Genomic DNA, 14,895 nt, shown 5'->3' with positions numbered 1-14,895 from the left:
CGCAGGCGTTCGTGGGGTGACGCGAGGGGCCGAGGATCAGGTGCCCAGTTCGAGCAGCAGCTCCATGCAGATGGCGGTGGCGTCGAGGAAGTAGTCGACGCGCAGGTTCTCGTTCGGCGCGTGGTTCGCCTGGTCGGCGTTGGCCAGCGGCAGGCCGATGCTGGGCACGCCGAGGACCCCGGTGAAGATCCAGTCGGGCAGAGTGCCGCCGTACGCAGGGACCAGCAGGGGGTCTCGCCCGGTGACCCGGGAGATGGCGCGCGCCACCCTGGGCGTATACGGGTTGTCGATCGGGGTCCGGGAGGCCGGCACGCCACCGGACTTGGTGACGGTCACCTCGGGTGCATGGGTCCGCAGGTGGGCGGCCACCCGCTCGAACACGGCCTCGGGGTCCTGACCTGCCGTCAGCCGGATGTCGACACCCGCCTCCGCGGTGTCGGGGATGATCGTCCGGGCCACATCGCCCGTCGTGATCCCGTTGATCGTCAGCGTGGGGCGGTCGGCCAGCCGCTCGTAGAAGGACAGCCCGTTGAAGGCCGGATCCATCTCGGTCAACCCGATGTCACCGAGCACCTGCGGCAGATCCAGCGGAAGCGCGGTGAACGCGGCTCGGTCGGCGTCGGACAGCGGTTCGCGGCCGTCCTCGAAGCCCTCGACGAGAACCCGGCCGCTGGGGTCCTTGAGGCTGGCCAGCGCCTGGACCAGCTGCCATGCCGGATTGGGCGCCACATTGCCGAAGTTGCCGGAGTGCAGCGGGCGGCTGGGCCCGGTCGCACGGAGCCGGAGCCGGAGCATGCCGCGCACCCCGTGCGAGACGCACCACTCACCGGATTCGTGCACCGAGCGGTCGCTCCAGACGACGAGATCGCCGTCGAACCGCTCGGGGTGCGCGCGCAGGATGCCCGCCAGGGTGGGGCTGCCGATCTCCTCCTCGCCGTCGAGCAGCACCGTGACGGAACACGGGAGCGCGCCGACCCGCTCCTCGAACAGCCGCAGCGCCTGCAGGTGCGCGTAGTGCTGCCCCTTGTTGTCTCCGGTGCCGCGTCCCCAGATCCGCCCGTCCCGCAGGACCGGAGCGAAGGGTTCGGAGTCCCACAGCTCGCGTGGTCCGGTCGGCTGGACGTCGTAGTGGCCGTAGATCAGGACGTGCGGCGACCCCTCGGGCCCGGCGCGGTGACCGGTCACCAGCGGCCGGCCGCCGCCGTCGAGCACCGCCGGCGTCAGACCGGCCCGCTTGACCTCTTCGACCGCGCGGTCGGTCGCCGCGGGGAACCCTTCGCCGGTCGCGCTCACGGCGGGCTGGCTGATGTAGTCCATCAGCCCGGCGATGAGTTCGTCCTGGCATGCCTTCACCAGTTCACGTGGCGTGGCGGGGAGTTGGGCGCGGATCGTGGAAGCATCCGTCATGGGTCGACCTCGTTCTTTCGTGGGGCGCCGTGGGAGGCAGTGGGGCGCCGTGGGCACAGGGCCCGTCAGTTGTGGCGTGCGTCAGGTACGGGGACATCAGGTGCGAGGGGGGCATCAGGTGCCGGAGGGACATCAGGTGCCGGGGGAAGACACCGCGTGCGGGACGTGCGGGACGTGCGCGGTACATCAGCGATTCCTCAGCGGTACGCCGGCGATTTCGTCAGCGCAGGCCGAGGAAGCGTCGGCTCGCCAGCAGGGCGGCGATGCTCAGGGCGCCGGCCGCCATGATGTAGAAGCCCGGCGCGAGGTGGCTGCCGGTCGTGGCGATCATCCAGGTGATGATCACGGGGGCGAAGCCGCCGAAGGACATCACGCCGATGTTGTAGCTCAGCGACAGGCCGGTGCTGCGTGTCGCGGTCGGGAAGGACTCGGACATCAACGCGGGCAGCGCACCGAAGTAACAGGCCTTCAAGACGCCGAGGACCAGCATCACCACGCTCATGACCAGCAACGACGGGCTGCCCGACAGCAGCAGGAACAGCGGGTAGATGCTGAGCACCATGGCGATTCCGGCAATGAGCATGATCTTGATGCGGCCGACCCGGTCCGAGAGGTGCCCGACCAGGGGCGTCACCGCCGTGAGCGCCACACCGGACACCGCCGCCCCGATGAACCCGGCGGAGGGCGGCAGTCCGAGCACCTCCTGGGCATAGGTCGGCATATAGACGATCACGTAGGTCACCGCGGTGGACATCACCAGTGCGCCGACCATGAGGAGCACCCGCAGCTTCTGTTCGCGGATGACTTGCCTGATCGGGGTCGTCGCAACGTCTCCCGTTCCGGTTGCCTCGACGAATTCAGGGGTCTCCGGCACCTGGCGGCGGATGACATATCCGACCGGTCCGATCAGCAGGCCGACGAAGAAGGGAATGCGCCAGCCCCAGGAATCCAGCTGCGCTCCGGACAGCGTCAGGCTCAGTACGGTGCCGAATGTCGCGGCGAGCAGCGTCGCCAGGCCCTGAGAGGCAAACTGCCAACTCGCCATGAAACCACGCCGGTCGGGTTCCTGTTCGGCCAGGAATGCCGTCGCACTGCCGAACTCACCGCCCGCCGAGAATCCCTGCAACAAACGGGCCAGCAGAATCAGGACCGGTGCGGCCACGCCGATGGAATTGTAGGTGGGCATCACCGCGATCAGCAGCGTGCCGACCATCATGAGCCGGATGGTGATCAGCAGTGCGGCCTTGCGGCCGGTACGATCCGCGAAAGTCCCCAGGACGACCGCTCCCAACGGCCTGACCAGATACGACACCCCGAACGTGCCGAAGGCGAGCATCAGGGAAACCGTCGGGTCGCCCGCCGGAAAGAATGCTTTGGAGATCGAGACCGCGAAGAACCCGTATGTGGTCAGGTCGAACCACTCGAGCGCGTTTCCCGCCGTGGCCGCGACCACGGCACGCCTGGCGTGGCTTTTCCGGTCGGGCTTCTCGGCAATCATCTGGCCTGTCTCTCTGGCGGTCGTCATGAGTGTCACTCCCTCGAATCGAGCAGGCGAACTGTCGCGCAGGGTGGAGCAGGGTGGAACCGCCGACGGGTGAGTCCGCAGCGGAAGAAGGGGACTCGTGAACTCGCTGAGCGACGACGTTAGGGCCGCCGGAACGTTCACACAATCGCAACTTCTAGAACACCTGATTGCCTATTCGGCAACGCTGCACCGCCACCCGCTCATGCCGCACGGAGGTCCGCCCACCGCGTGATCCAGCCGCGGTGCGCCCGGATGCCGTGCCGGACGGACAGGGCCGTGACGATGCCGCTCCCCCGGCCGTGCTCCTCGGCCTGCCCGCCGTCGTCAGCTCGCCGGGTACCCGCAGCGGGCCCCGCGTCGGTGACCTCGATATGCAGGGCACGGGGCGCTTCGACGCCCGTTGTGGACAGCTGCAGCAGAGCCGGAGGGAGGGCATGAGTGACCGTATTGGTGACCATTTCGGAGATCACCAGGACCGCATCCTCAACGGTGTCGGGCGGCAGATTCCAGCCGGTCAGGATCGCGTGTGCCCGCCGGCGCACCAAGCCGACGGCCTCTGGGATGTGCGGCAGCGGACAGTGGAAGTCCGCGTCCCTGTACGGCATCGCGTACGAGCCGGTGAATTCGCTGGGGGCTGTCGCATTCATCGTTCTCCCCTGCCTAGGGCGTCTGCCCTGCCTAGGGCGCCTGCGGGGAAATACACACCGGAGTGGCCAAAGAGGCCTGGGCGATCGCTGACGAGATTGCCGTAGGGGGTGCCGCTCGGTCACGCGGTCTACCCGGCCGGGTGAGCCCGCAGGGCATAGGGAGAAGGTAGGCATATCCCGACCATTCGCACAATCGCAATTTATAGAACAAACCGTTGCCCGAAATGCAATGGCTCCTTAGGCTGGAGCCATGCTGAACAGTCCGGCTCTTGAATACTTCCTCGAGGTGGTTCGCACCGGCTCGGTCAATGAGGCGTCCAGACGGCTTCTGGTCGCGGGCTCCGCCATCAGCCGGCAGATCGGCAAACTGGAGCAGGAAATCGGCGTACCGCTCTTCGAGCGGCGCCCCCGCGGAATGGTGCCGAGCGAGGCCGGTGCCCGGCTCGCCGCCTATGCGCGCCGCGCCGCATTGGAAACCGATCAGGTGCTCGCGGACATCCGCGGCCGCGGCCGGCTGGGAAGCGTCGTCCGGGTGGCCAGTTCACAGGGCGCCGCGCAGGAATTCCTCCCGCACGCCATGGCCGGCTTCCGCAAGGAACACCCCGGCACCACCTTTCAACTTCCCGTGGTATCACCGTCGTCGGCCACACAAATGGTGCAGGACGGCTCGGTCGACCTGGCGGTGACCTTCAGTCTCGCCCCCGCTCCCGATGTCCGCGTCGTGCACGCCCAGCGGGCTCCGATCCAGGCCATGGTCAGATCCGACCACCCACTGGCCCGGCGAGACGAAATCCAGCTCCGCGACCTCCTCCCCTACCCGGTCGCACTCACCGAAGAAGGCACGACGAACAGACGCCTCTTCGACCTGTGCTGCTCCATCGAGGGAATTGCCTTCGAACCGCTGCTGGTCAGCTCCAGCTCCAGCGCATTGTCGACCTTCGTCAAGGAGACAAATGCTGTCTCGCTCATAGGCCACATCAGCGTGCACGAACGCCTGCGCATCGAAGGCCTGAAAGCCATCAGCATCCTCAACCCGGAAATGCACCTGCGCACCATCCAGATCCAAGCGATGGCGGGCCGTCAACTCCCCGCCGTGGTCAGCGCCTTCGCCGACCACCTGGTCCAAGTACTCGCGGAAACGGAGGTGTAGGGGCGCCCCGGAAGCAGGCCCGAGGCGGCGCGGCGCGGCCGTTGGGGGTGGATCGGGCCGGCCGGCCGGGCCGCGCGGACGGCCGCCGCGCACCAGCCGGGCATCGCGCACCTGACCGGCTCTCACGCTCCGGAGGGGATGCGCCACAGCGGGAAAGCCCGGCGCTGCTCCGGCCGACTGCGGATCAGGAGCGACCTGAGGTTCTCGCGCTGCTCACCCCCGAGGCCGAACGCCGCCACGAGCCGGGAGAACGTGGTGTGCGTGATGCCACGGCCCGCCGCATCGCTCTCGAAGGCGTCGAGTTGGCGGACTACGGCTTCCGGTTCGAGCTCCCGGGCGCTTCGGCCGCCGGGCGCTCGTCTATTTCCGCGAGGGCGAATACTCGATCGGTCAGCGCCTCATCCGCGCCGGCCACAGCCTGGTCGATGACATCGAAACGCGCGAGTCGATCGCCGTGCAAGGGCAGTTGCACCTCGGGGCGAGCGTCATCGCGGCCCGTGCTGGCGCCCGGGGCCGGGGTGCCGTGGACGCGCATCTGGACCAGGCTGGCGAGTGCGCTGCCCAGACCGGCGACGCCAGCGATGTGCACTGGCTCAGCTTCGGGCCGGCCAACGTCCAGTTGCACCAGATGTCAGCTGCCGTCGAGATGCGCCTGTACGACGACGCGCTCGGCCAGGCACGGGAGATCCGCCTTCCGGCCGGCCTTGCAACGTCTCGACGGGCGCGCTATCTGATCGATCGAGCACGCTCAGAGATGGAGACGGGGCACGCCAACGCCGCGCTGGCCAGTCTGGTTGCGGCGCGGAAGTCCGCCCCGGAGCAGACCCGTTATCACCCAGGTGCCCGGGAGACCATCAGCGGGCTGGTGCACCTGGCTCGCCGTACGCCGGACACTCTCGGGCACATGGCGGCCTGGGTCGGCATGTAGGTGTCACGGAGCGCTGTTGGCGCTCACAGATCTGTGAGCATTGTGCGTACGGCAGCCCGGCACCGTGGTCCTGTACCTGAGGACCGACGGAACGGGGCACAAAATGCGAGCAGAGTGCACGCCGTCAGGCCCGGGAGGTGTCGACACGCCCCCGCGCCTGGCGCCGATCGCCGCCGAAACGGCCACTGAGACGGTCGAGCGGGCACTGCGTCCGGGCCCACCCCGCCGTACGACGACCTGGTGGCGTTGGAACAGGAACTGCTCCTCATCATCGCGGACCTGTACGCCGCGGTAGCCGAGCATCCGCTCGGCCCGCGGGAGCAGTCCAGTCTGACGGCGATCCGCTACCAGACCGCCGTCGGTCTGGGTGCCGGGCTGGTGTCCGCTCACCAGCAGGTCCGTGCTCTGGCTCGGAATTGCCTGTGGCTGCTGGAGCAGCGGGAGGCCCGATCGTGACCGCGTTGCTGGGTACGCAGGCCCCGCTCGCGTTCGTCTACGACCGGTGCGCCAGCCGCCAAGCACGCCGTGACCTGGACATGCGCCTACTGGCCTGCCAGGTATACGTGGACCGGAGGCGCCCACCGTGGCTCGACCTCGGGGCGCATGCGCTCGGCACACACCGCCCGGCGCTGGCCGCCCTGACCGAGGCGATGCGGGCGGAGGCCGGGCGGAGGCCGGTGCTGTGCCTGGTGCACTCCTGGGGCCGCCTGGCGACGGACGACACCCACCGGCAGCAGCTCCAGCAACGCATCGTCTCGGCTGGCGGCTGGACCGTCACGACGTTCGGCGAGAGCGACGAGCACGCCGCCCGCGCCATCGCGTTGGGGAGGCAGGCGTGACGCGTGATCAACGCCGCATGTTCGTCTACCTGGCCTGCCTGGGCGCCCTCGTCTTCCGACTGGCCATCGGGATTGCGAGGGGGCCGCGGTGACGGTGTCGACCCGCTGCGATTGCGGCAGCACCCTCGACCTGCGTGATGTGGAAATCGATTCGGCGACCGGTCCGGCGCGCGTCGTAACGGTCTGCGGGCCGTGCGCCCCCGGGGCGACGCTGCCGGTACCTCCCGCTGTGGCGCGGGTCCTTGCCCGTCGGGCCCGGGTCCGACTGCCCGGCGACCCGCCGACGATCCGCCCATGAGACCCCCGCCGTGTCAGCGCCCCCGTCGCAGGCACTGCGGGCCGCCGGCCGCCGCGCACGACACCGCGGCGGCCGGCACCCACGACCCCGCTCCGGCACATCCGGGACAGCACCCCGCCGGAGCGGTGACTACCCGCCGAGGAACCCCTCGGCGGCTGTGGGTCACACCGACAGTACGACCGGTGCGGCCCCTCACGAAACAGGAGGTTGATCGATGAGCGCCACGGCAGTTGAGACGTACGAGACGCGCGCACCCGACCCTGAGGGATGGCGAGGGGTTCCGTTCCGGCACCCGCGGGACATGTCCGCGGTCGCCGAGGACGACGGCGGGAAGCACAACGGCGGCCCGATGCCTCCCGAGGCGCCGCGTGAGCCTGCGCCGAAGGACGGCAAGTAGGAGGTAGCCGGCTGCAGTTGAGGCCCCGTCTTCCCGGCGGGGTCTCGCTGCTGCCGCCAATCCGGTCCGGCCGTCGCTACGAATCCCGTACGAGTGCAGACAACGGCACGTCGAGCGCGGCGGCGGTGAGCAACAGGTGATCGAGGATGGAGGGACGTATGTCCGTTCTCGATCCGCGAGATCGTTTTCCTGTCCAAGCCGTTGGCGCGTTCAGCCAGCACCTCTTGTGCGAATCCCCGGTGGAGTCGGTACATTCTTTGATCTTTGGGACTCGCGTCACCCCCTGGGGCGATTGCACGCCGAATCGAATGCGCGTTCCCGTGATCGCGGCGCCGCATCGCGGTAGCCCACCAGACGCGCCGGGCGGTGGCCGAAGGCGGCACCTTCGTTGCTGCCCGGCGCTCGGGGCCCCTCCCCTTGCGGGAGGGGGCTCGCTTTCGTCAGGCGTCTGACGTGCACTTACGCGCACGCCTGTGGGAGATATTTGGGAGACGGCGCCCTGAGTTCAGACCGTACGCAGAAGGTTGGAGACCGTACGCAGAAAGGGAGCGAAAGAGGAAAGCCCAGGCAGGAAACTCCCTGACCTGGGCTTTCTCCGCCATTCGCACTGGCGGGAAGGGTGGGCACAGACGGATTTGAACCGCCGACATCTGCTTTGTAAGAGCAGCGCTCTACCGCTGAGCTATGCGCCCTGGCCGAGCCGACAGACTACCTTGCCTCCAGGGCTGAACGGCAAACCAGTACTCGAAGGGCGAACTTACCGGCCGGTGTGTTCGTTTCCGGTGAGTGGGAGAATGACATTCGGTCCTGGGGCGATCCGATCGGGAGAGGGAAGTGACGGCGACAGAGACGCAGCCGCATGAGCAGCGAGAACGCCGTCGCGTCCGTGGGGGTCCGCTCCGGGATGTGGTGGGGCTCGTGTTGCTGCCGTTGCCGTTGTTGGTGGCGATGGCGCCGATGTCGTTCGCGGGTGGGGGGACCCGGCGCTGGTTCGGGCGCGGGGAGAGTCAGCGCGCCGATGCGCAGGCCGCGAAGGACGCCGCGGCGGCCGCGTTCTACGAGCTGGACACCGCACACCGTGACCTGCGGATCTCCATAGAGACGATCACCGCGGTCGACCCATCGCCGGCCGCGCGGAAGGCCGCGGAGGACTACGAGGGCTTCGGCCGGCGGATCGACGAGGTCAGTCAGCGGTACATCACGGCGGTCGACACCCACGACCTGGACCGTGACGATCTGGACGGCGCCGCGGTGGCGCGGGCGCGCGCCGATCTGACGCGGGCCAAGGAGGAGCTCGATCAGGTCAGGGGCGAGCTCGAGCGGTTCGCGCAAGGGCTCGGGCCCTTGCTGCAGACCGCCGAGACGCAGCTGGCGCGGCTGGCCCCGGCCGTGGAGCGGGCGCGGCAGGCGCTGCTGGCGGCGAGCAACGCGCTGGACACGGTCCGTGCGCAGGGCCTGCGGGCCGATGATCTCGCGAGCCGGCTGGCGGCGCTGGGGCCCGAGCTGACCAAGCTCAATCAGGGCGCCGGGCAGCACGGCGTACCGGAGACGATCCAGCGCGCCGACGACATGCTGCGCAGGGCCGAGGACGTACGGGCCGAGGCCGAGCGGCTGCCGGGGAAGGCGGCGGAGATCGACAAGCGGCTGGTGTCGTTGCGGACCCGGGCGCAGGCGATCACGACGCGTGCGGGGAAGGTCGACCCGGTCCTCAGCGAGCTGCGGCGGCGCTACAGCGCGGCGTGCTGGCAGGACCTGCAGCAGGTACCGGAACAGGCCGCGCGGTCCGTCCAGCAGGCCGAGGTCAAGCTGCGGGAGGCGCAGCAGGCGCGTGACGAGCAGCGCTGGGCCGATGCCACCAGCCTGCTCGCGACCGTACGGGCGCTGCTGGACGGCACCGACGACGCGGTCTCGGCGGCGAGCGACCGGCTGCAGCGGCTCGACGCGGTGTCGTTCGACCGGCAGAAGGAGGTCGAGCGGACGCGGTTCGCGATCCGGGACGCGCAGCGGCTGGCGATGTCCGGGCGCAGCACCCCCGACCCGCGGCATGCCGGTCCCCTGGACGAGGCGGTGGCGCGGCTGGACCGTGCGGTCGCGGGCCTGGAGGGGCGGCATCCGGACTGGTGGCACTTCCTGACGGAGACCGAGGCGGTACGGCAGACGGCGGCCCGGGTGGTGCAGGAGATCCGCGGGTCCAGGGGCGGGGCGGGGGCTGGTGGCGGCTGAGCGGCCGCCGGCCGCTGATCCCCGGCCGCTGACCCCCAGCCCCGGCGGCGTACACGCTCGGTGCCCGGGCGCAATGGCGTGATGTCCCGCGCTGTCGGATCCTGGAGAGAAGTACGGCCCAGGCGGCACACCTGCGCGAAGGAGGCCGGAGATGGCTACTGGGGCTACTGGCCAGACCCTCCACGGGCCCTCGAACCCGTTCCATCGGGCGAAGACGCACCACCGCACCCGACTCGATGAGCATCTGCCCGTGGACCACCGGCTCAGCAAGGTCTACCGCATCGGTGCGGGGCTGATGGGCCTGGTGCTGATCGCGTTCGGCGTCCTCGGACTGACCCACCACATCGGCTTCTTCGACACCGGCGGCGACACCGTTGCCGGGCTGAACACCAACGGCTCCCTGAGCGTCCTGTCGATCGTCGTCGGCGCGATCCTCGTCGCCGGGATGGTGCTGGGCGGAAACCTCGCCTCGACCCTCAACATCGTGTTCGGCGTGCTCTTCCTCCTGAGCGGGTTTGTGAACCTGGCCCTGCTGCAGACCGACGCGAACTTCCTCGCGTTCCAGCTCCAGAACGTCCTCTTCAGCTTCGTGGTCGGGCTGATGCTGCTGGTCTTCGGGATGTACGGGCGGGTCAGCGGCGGCCTCCCACACGACAATCCGTACTGGCGCGCCCGGCACCCGGAGGAAGCGGAACGCTTCGATCGCGGGCAGTTGCGTCCCGTCTCCGGCATGACGGCCGCACGGCAGGCGGCGCGGGTCAAGATGCAGGGCGCCTCGCACGCCGGACGCGGTTCACTCGGCGCCGGCACCAGCGGGAGCAGGTCCCGCACGAGTACGGGGACCACCGCCTCCGGCACCCACACGGAAACCGGAACCGGCACCGGCGGCAAGCGGCCCTGAGCCGGGGCGGGGAGACGTCAGGGCGTACCGAGGTGGGATTGGGGTGCTCGGTACGCCCTGACGGCTGAGGCCGGGGAGACGGACGACGGAGGGTGGGGGCGTCTGCGGCTCCCCGTCCCGACGACGGGCCGGCGGAGACCGGGAGCAGGACCGTGCGGAGCGAGGACCAGGGAGCGGCCGGCCGGGCACAGGCACGGACCGCAGGCAGCCGGGAACACGGACCGGTGAGAGCAGGGAGCACACGATGAGCCGTCCGGGGAACGCCTCCTCCCCCACGGGGCACGGTCTTCACCACGCGGCGGTCGAAGCGCTCGCCGAGCGGATCCTCAAGGGCACATACGGTGCGGGCGACAGCCTCGTCATGCCGGAGGTGAGGGCGGAGCTGGATGTGACCCAGACCGTGCTGCGCGAGGCGATCAAGGTGCTGACCACGAAGGGCCTCCTCGATACCGACGAGAGGCGTGGCACCTTCGTCTGCCCCCGGGAGGACTGGAACCTCCTGGATCCGGACGTCCTGCACTGGAAGCTCGCGGCCGGCGTCTCGTCCGACTTCTTCGCCGACGTGCTCGAACTGCGCCGTTCCATCGAGCCCGCGGCGGCCGCGCTCGCCGCGGAGCGCCGTACGGACGAGGACCTCGCGGTACTGGACGACGCGCTCCGTTCGATGGCCGCGACCGACCACAATCCGGAGCTGCTCGTGCGCGCCGACGCGTCGTTCCACACGGCGATGCTGGTCGCGTCGAACAACCGCTTCTACGCGCAGATGCACCGGGTGATCGTGCCGGTGCTCGTCCAGCGGGACCGCGCCGTGCCGGCCGCGGACGACACGTCCGAGCACCACCCGCATGCCGCCCATGCCGCCGTGGTGGAGGCCGTGCGGAACCGGGACGTCGACGGGGCCTACGTGGCCATGCTCGAACTGCTCGATCTCTCGGCGCGGGAGCATCCGTAGGCACGAGCCGGAGCACCGGCGCAGGCACCTCCCCCGTTACCGCGCCGCCCGGGGTGGGCAGAACCCCGCCCACGGCCCGGACGCCGCGCGCCGCACGGGCCGGCCGTACCGCCGTATGCCGAAAGGACGGACCGGTCCATGAAGATCAGCCGCATCGAGACGTTCCTCGCCCCGCCGCGCTGGATGTTCGTACGGGTGGAGACCGATGAGGGCGTCGTCGGCTGGGGCGAGCCGGTGGTGGAGGGGCGGGCCGAGCCGGTGCGGGCGGCGGTGGAGGTGCTGTCCGAGTACCTGCTGGGCCAGGATCCGGCGCGTATCGAGGACCACTGGCAGGTCATGACCAAGGGCGGCTTCTACCGCGGCGGTCCCGTCCTGTCGTCCGCCGTCGCCGGCCTGGACCAGGCGCTGTGGGACATCAAGGGGAAGCGGCACGGCGTCCCCGTCCACCAACTGCTGGGCGGGCCGGTCCGCGAGAAGATCCGCGCCTACGCATGGGTCGGCGGCGACGAGCCCCGTGCCGTCCGCGACGCGATCGCCGCACAGGTCGAGGCCGGCTTCACCGCCGTCAAGATGAACGGCTGCGGCCGGATGACGCCGGTGGCGACCCGCGCCGAGGTACGGGAGTGCCTGCGGCGCGCCGAGACCGCACGCGAAGTGCTCGGCGAGGAACGGGACTTCGGCCTCGACTTCCACGGCCGGGTCTCGCCCGCCAACGCCCGCAGGCTCCTCCCCCTGCTGGCCGACTTTGCGCCGATGTTCGTCGAGGAACCGGTGCTCTCCGACCACCTGCAAGCCCTCCCCGATCTGGTCAACGCCTCCAACATCCCCCTCGCACTCGGTGAACGCCTCTTCACCCGGCGAGAGTTCCTGGCTCCCCTCCAGGCCGGCGTCGCGATCCTCCAGCCCGACATCTCGCATGCGGGCGGCATCTCCGAGCTGCGCCGGATCGCCGCCCTCGCGGAGGTGTACGGCGCCCAGCTCGCCCCGCACTGCCCGCTCGGCCCGGTCGCACTCGCCGCCAGCCTCCAAGTCGCCTTCACCACCCCGAACTTCCTGATCCAGGAGCAGTCCATCGGCATCCACTACCACGAAGGCGCCGAGCTGCTGGACTACGTGGTGGACCCGGAGCCGTTCCGCTTCCACGGAGGATCACTGCTGCGGACCGACCTGCCAGGGCTCGGCGTGGCGGTGGACGAGGCCGCGGTGCGGGCGGCCAATGAGCGGGGCCATGCCTGGCGGAATCCCGTCTGGCGCCACGAGGACGGGGCGTTCGCCGAGTGGTGAGGGGCCCCTACGGAGCTTCCGGCACCGGCACGGGGGCCAGGACCGCCCCGTCCCCCGCACCAACCCCTGGTACCCGCCCCGGTACCGTCCGCCGAACCCGCAGGTCACCCCCACCACTCCGGGCCCGCCCCCTGCGGCACACCCGGCACGCCCGTCCGCCCGGACCGGAATAATCGAAGGCGTCACCCGCGTGCCCGAACGACCCGGCCGCGCAGCACGTACGCGGCGGGGCGCAGGAGAAAGCAGGAAACGCCATGGACCTCAGCACGGCACTCCGGACCGAGCGGCTGGTCGCCATCATCCGGGGCAGAGATGCGGAGGCGTCCTTCCGCACGGTCATGGCGCTGGTGGAAGCAGGACTTCCGCTGATCGAGGTCTCGCTCAGCGGGAAGGACGCCCTCACCGTGATCCGACGGGCGCGCGCCGAGCTCGGCGACGCGGCCTGGCTCGGCGCCGGCACCGTCCTGACCGCGTCCGACGCCCGGCGCGCCGCCGAAGCCGGGGCGAACCTCATCGTCACGCCCGGCCTCGGCGCCGGCCTGGAGGAGTCCGTGCGCCAGGGGCTGCCGACGCTCGCCGGGGTGATGACGCCGTCGGAGGTGATCGCGGCCGACGCGCTGGGCGTCTCGGCCCTGAAGCTGTTCCCGGCGTCGGCCGGCGGGCCCGCATATCTGCGGGCGCTGCGCGCTCCCTTCCCCGAGCTGCCGTTCGTGCCGGTCGGCGGTGTGGACGCGGCGGCTGCGCAGGCGTACTTCGCCGCGGGGGCGGTGGCGGTGGGAGTCGGCTCGCCGCTGGTCGGGGACGCGGCGGACGGCGGCGACCTGGACGGGCTGCGCAAGCGCGCGGCGGAGTTCAGGGCGGTGTGCGCGCAATGACGGGACAGCCGGCTTCCGGAGGCGGGCAAGCGCAGCGCGGTGGCGCCGCTCCCCTCCCCGGGACAACCCCGGGCCGTCCGCGGGCTCCCCGGCAACCGGGCCGCCCGGACGTCTTCACCTTCGGCGAGACCATGGTCGCGCTGCGCGGCAGCGGCCCACTGAAGCTCGGCGGCACGATGCAGGTCTCCGTCGCCGGAGCGGAGAGCAATGTCGCCATCGGGCTGGCCCGGCTGGGGCACGACGTCCGCTGGGCGGGCGCGGTCGGCGAGGACGAGGCCGGCCAATTGGTGCTGCGAACGCTGCGCGCCGAGGGTGTGGAGGTCTCCGGCGCCTCGATCGATCCCGGCGCCCCGACCGGGCTGCTCCTCTTCGAGCCGCGGCTGCCCGAGGTCACCCGGGTGCACTACTACCGTGCGGGATCGGCCGGCTCGCGGCTCACCGCAGAAACCGTCGACCGTGCCTTCCGCACGGCCCCGCCCCGCGTCCTGCACCTGACGGGCATCACCCCGTCCCTGAGCCCCACGGCCCGCTCGGCAGCCCTCCGCTCCCTTCAACTGGCCCGCGAACACGGCTCCTTGGTCTGCCTCGACGTCAACTTCCGCGCTCGCCTGTGGACCGCCGAGGACGCCACAGCCGTCCTCCGCGAATGGATTCCCTTCGTGGATGTCCTGATCGCCTCCGATGACGAACTCCCGCTGTGCCTGCCGGGAGACGACGACGGACCGGACGACGCCGGACCGGACGCCCCCTCGGGAGCCACCCGGACCGGACCCGCCAGCGACCCCCGGGCCTCCCTCGCCTCGCAGGCCGGGCTTCTGCTGGACCTGGGCGTCGGCGAGGTCGTGGTCAAACTCGGTGCGGAAGGGGCGACGGCCTTCACCCACGGCGGCTCCTTGCCCCAGCCCGCCAAGGCCGTGCGGGCCGTGGATGCGGTGGGCGCCGGCGACGCCTTCGTGGCGGGCTACCTGTCGGCGCTGCTGGACGGCGAAGGGCCGGCCGGCTGCCTGGAGCGGGCCGTCACCACCGGAGCCTTCGCCGTCGCGTCCCCCGGCGACTGGGAGGGCGCGCCGACCCGTGCGGAGCTGGGCATGCTGGGCGCGCCGCCCGGCACCGTCGTCCGCTGAGCGGGGGCCACGGCTAATCTGTGCCCATGCCTCGTTACGAATACCGGTGCCGCCCCTGCGACGCCACCTTCGAGCTGAACCGGCCGATGGCCGAATCCTCCGCCCCGGCCGTGTGCCCCGAGGGCCACGGGGACACCGTGAAGCTCCTCTCCACGGTCGCCGTCGGCGGCTCCGCCACCGCTCCCGCCCCGAAGGGCGGGGGCGGCGGAGGCGGCTGCTGCGGAGGCGGTTGCTGCGGGTAGGGCACGTCCCCGGGCCGGGTCCCGGCCCGGCCCCGTGGGCACGTCACGGCCCGTGGCCCGGCCGGGCGGCCTCGGTCCGTGCCACCGCCCCCGTGCGCGACCC

The 14,895-nt window shown here is 70.8% G+C and carries 14 protein-coding genes, 1 tRNA gene and 2 pseudogenes; 12 read left to right on the top strand and 5 right to left on the bottom strand.

Annotated elements, in window-relative coordinates:
• Nucleotides 1-36: 36 nt before the first annotated feature.
• The 3 genes from AB0411_RS32880 to AB0411_RS32870 form a co-directional block, all read right to left on the bottom strand.
• Nucleotides 37-1,407 carry a M20/M25/M40 family metallo-hydrolase gene (locus AB0411_RS32880; RefSeq protein ID WP_366420929.1) on the bottom strand — a complete coding sequence of 457 codons (1,371 nt, stop codon included), beginning with the start codon at nucleotides 1,405-1,407 and terminating at the stop codon, nucleotides 37-39.
• Nucleotides 1,408-1,627: 220 nt separating this feature from the next.
• Nucleotides 1,628-2,932, bottom strand: a complete 1,305-nt coding sequence (locus AB0411_RS32875) for an MFS transporter (protein ID WP_366420928.1) — start codon at nucleotides 2,930-2,932, stop codon at nucleotides 1,628-1,630.
• A 200-nt stretch (nucleotides 2,933-3,132) separates the two neighbouring features.
• Nucleotides 3,133-3,579 (bottom strand): ATP-binding protein, encoded by a 447-nt coding sequence (locus AB0411_RS32870; protein WP_366420927.1) that lies wholly within the window; start codon nucleotides 3,577-3,579, stop codon nucleotides 3,133-3,135.
• Between the two features lie 250 nt (nucleotides 3,580-3,829).
• Here AB0411_RS32870 and AB0411_RS32865 point away from each other — a divergent pair, with 250 nt between their 5' ends.
• The 5 genes and pseudogenes from AB0411_RS32865 (at nucleotide 3,830) to AB0411_RS32845 (ending at nucleotide 7,191) form a co-directional block, all read left to right on the top strand.
• Complete coding sequence (locus AB0411_RS32865) at nucleotides 3,830-4,729, top strand: LysR family transcriptional regulator (RefSeq protein WP_366420926.1); 900 nt, start codon at nucleotides 3,830-3,832, stop codon at nucleotides 4,727-4,729.
• Between the two features lie 343 nt (nucleotides 4,730-5,072).
• Nucleotides 5,073-5,657, top strand: a pseudogene (locus tag AB0411_RS32860) (transcriptional regulator); the annotation flags it as partial.
• Nucleotides 5,658-5,897: 240 nt separating this feature from the next.
• On the top strand, nucleotides 5,898-6,113 hold the full coding sequence (locus tag AB0411_RS32855) for a hypothetical protein (RefSeq protein WP_403152032.1): 216 nt from the start codon (nucleotides 5,898-5,900) through the stop codon (nucleotides 6,111-6,113).
• The gene (locus AB0411_RS32850; protein ID WP_366420925.1) at nucleotides 6,110-6,496 is read left to right on the top strand and encodes a hypothetical protein; all 387 of its coding nucleotides are present in this window, start codon (nucleotides 6,110-6,112) and stop codon (nucleotides 6,494-6,496) included. Before AB0411_RS32855 ends, AB0411_RS32850 begins: the two co-directional genes overlap by 4 nt.
• 512 nt (nucleotides 6,497-7,008) lie before the next feature.
• On the top strand, nucleotides 7,009-7,191 hold the full coding sequence (locus AB0411_RS32845; RefSeq protein ID WP_366420924.1) for a hypothetical protein: 183 nt from the start codon (nucleotides 7,009-7,011) through the stop codon (nucleotides 7,189-7,191).
• 161 nt (nucleotides 7,192-7,352) lie between these two features.
• On the opposite strand, the pseudogene AB0411_RS32840 reads toward AB0411_RS32845, so the two are convergent.
• Both AB0411_RS32840 and AB0411_RS32835 read right to left on the bottom strand, forming a co-directional pair.
• Nucleotides 7,353-7,445: pseudogene (locus AB0411_RS32840) on the bottom strand (helix-turn-helix domain-containing protein); the annotation flags it as partial.
• A gap of 366 nt (nucleotides 7,446-7,811) precedes the next feature.
• Nucleotides 7,812-7,883: transfer RNA gene (locus AB0411_RS32835), tRNA-Val, on the bottom strand.
• Nucleotides 7,884-8,025: 142 nt separating this feature from the next.
• Here AB0411_RS32835 and AB0411_RS32830 point away from each other — a divergent pair.
• The 7 genes from AB0411_RS32830 (at nucleotide 8,026) to AB0411_RS32800 (ending at nucleotide 14,792) form a co-directional block, all read left to right on the top strand.
• Complete coding sequence (locus AB0411_RS32830; protein ID WP_403152037.1) at nucleotides 8,026-9,414, top strand: hypothetical protein; 1,389 nt, start codon at nucleotides 8,026-8,028, stop codon at nucleotides 9,412-9,414.
• A 151-nt stretch (nucleotides 9,415-9,565) separates the two neighbouring features.
• Nucleotides 9,566-10,315, top strand: a complete 750-nt coding sequence (locus tag AB0411_RS32825) for a DUF4383 domain-containing protein (protein ID WP_366420922.1) — start codon at nucleotides 9,566-9,568, stop codon at nucleotides 10,313-10,315.
• Between the two features lie 244 nt (nucleotides 10,316-10,559).
• Complete coding sequence (locus AB0411_RS32820; protein ID WP_366420921.1) at nucleotides 10,560-11,267, top strand: FadR/GntR family transcriptional regulator; 708 nt, start codon at nucleotides 10,560-10,562, stop codon at nucleotides 11,265-11,267.
• 138 nt (nucleotides 11,268-11,405) lie between these two features.
• Nucleotides 11,406-12,551 (top strand): galactonate dehydratase, encoded by a 1,146-nt coding sequence (gene dgoD, locus AB0411_RS32815; protein WP_366420920.1) that lies wholly within the window; start codon nucleotides 11,406-11,408, stop codon nucleotides 12,549-12,551.
• 254 nt (nucleotides 12,552-12,805) lie between these two features.
• On the top strand, nucleotides 12,806-13,426 hold the full coding sequence (locus AB0411_RS32810; protein WP_366420919.1) for a bifunctional 4-hydroxy-2-oxoglutarate aldolase/2-dehydro-3-deoxy-phosphogluconate aldolase: 621 nt from the start codon (nucleotides 12,806-12,808) through the stop codon (nucleotides 13,424-13,426).
• Nucleotides 13,423-14,550 (top strand): sugar kinase, encoded by a 1,128-nt coding sequence (locus tag AB0411_RS32805; protein WP_403152042.1) that lies wholly within the window; start codon nucleotides 13,423-13,425, stop codon nucleotides 14,548-14,550. The genes AB0411_RS32810 and AB0411_RS32805 overlap by 4 nt, the downstream gene beginning before the upstream one ends.
• 26 nt (nucleotides 14,551-14,576) lie before the next feature.
• The gene (locus AB0411_RS32800) at nucleotides 14,577-14,792 is read left to right on the top strand and encodes an FmdB family zinc ribbon protein (protein ID WP_366420918.1); all 216 of its coding nucleotides are present in this window, start codon (nucleotides 14,577-14,579) and stop codon (nucleotides 14,790-14,792) included.
• Nucleotides 14,793-14,895: the final 103 nt, after the last annotated feature.

The sequence above is a fragment of the Streptomyces angustmyceticus genome (genome assembly GCF_040701845.1).
GTDB classification, from domain to species: Bacteria; Actinomycetota; Actinomycetes; order Streptomycetales; family Streptomycetaceae; genus Streptomyces; species Streptomyces angustmyceticus_A.
Note: the sequence above shows the minus strand (reverse complement) of the source record. Positions and strands in the feature narration are given on the sequence as shown.

Bases quoted from the DNA above. Each gene is read 5' to 3' on its own strand.
- AB0411_RS32880 (WP_366420929.1), bottom strand. From the start codon at position 1,407: ATGACGGATGCTTCCACGATCCGCGCCCAACTCCCCGCCACGCCACGT.
- AB0411_RS32875 (WP_366420928.1), bottom strand. From the start codon at position 2,932: ATGACGACCGCCAGAGAGACAGGCCAGATGATTGCCGAGAAGCCCGAC.
- AB0411_RS32870 (WP_366420927.1), bottom strand. From the start codon at position 3,579: ATGAATGCGACAGCCCCCAGCGAATTCACCGGCTCGTACGCGATGCCG.
- AB0411_RS32865 (WP_366420926.1), top strand. From the start codon at position 3,830: ATGCTGAACAGTCCGGCTCTTGAATACTTCCTCGAGGTGGTTCGCACC.
- AB0411_RS32845 (WP_366420924.1), top strand. From the start codon at position 7,009: ATGAGCGCCACGGCAGTTGAGACGTACGAGACGCGCGCACCCGACCCT.
- AB0411_RS32825 (WP_366420922.1), top strand. From the start codon at position 9,566: ATGGCTACTGGGGCTACTGGCCAGACCCTCCACGGGCCCTCGAACCCG.
- AB0411_RS32820 (WP_366420921.1), top strand. From the start codon at position 10,560: ATGAGCCGTCCGGGGAACGCCTCCTCCCCCACGGGGCACGGTCTTCAC.
- dgoD (WP_366420920.1), top strand. From the start codon at position 11,406: ATGAAGATCAGCCGCATCGAGACGTTCCTCGCCCCGCCGCGCTGGATG.
- AB0411_RS32810 (WP_366420919.1), top strand. From the start codon at position 12,806: ATGGACCTCAGCACGGCACTCCGGACCGAGCGGCTGGTCGCCATCATC.
- AB0411_RS32805 (WP_403152042.1), top strand. From the start codon at position 13,423: ATGACGGGACAGCCGGCTTCCGGAGGCGGGCAAGCGCAGCGCGGTGGC.
- AB0411_RS32800 (WP_366420918.1), top strand. From the start codon at position 14,577: ATGCCTCGTTACGAATACCGGTGCCGCCCCTGCGACGCCACCTTCGAG.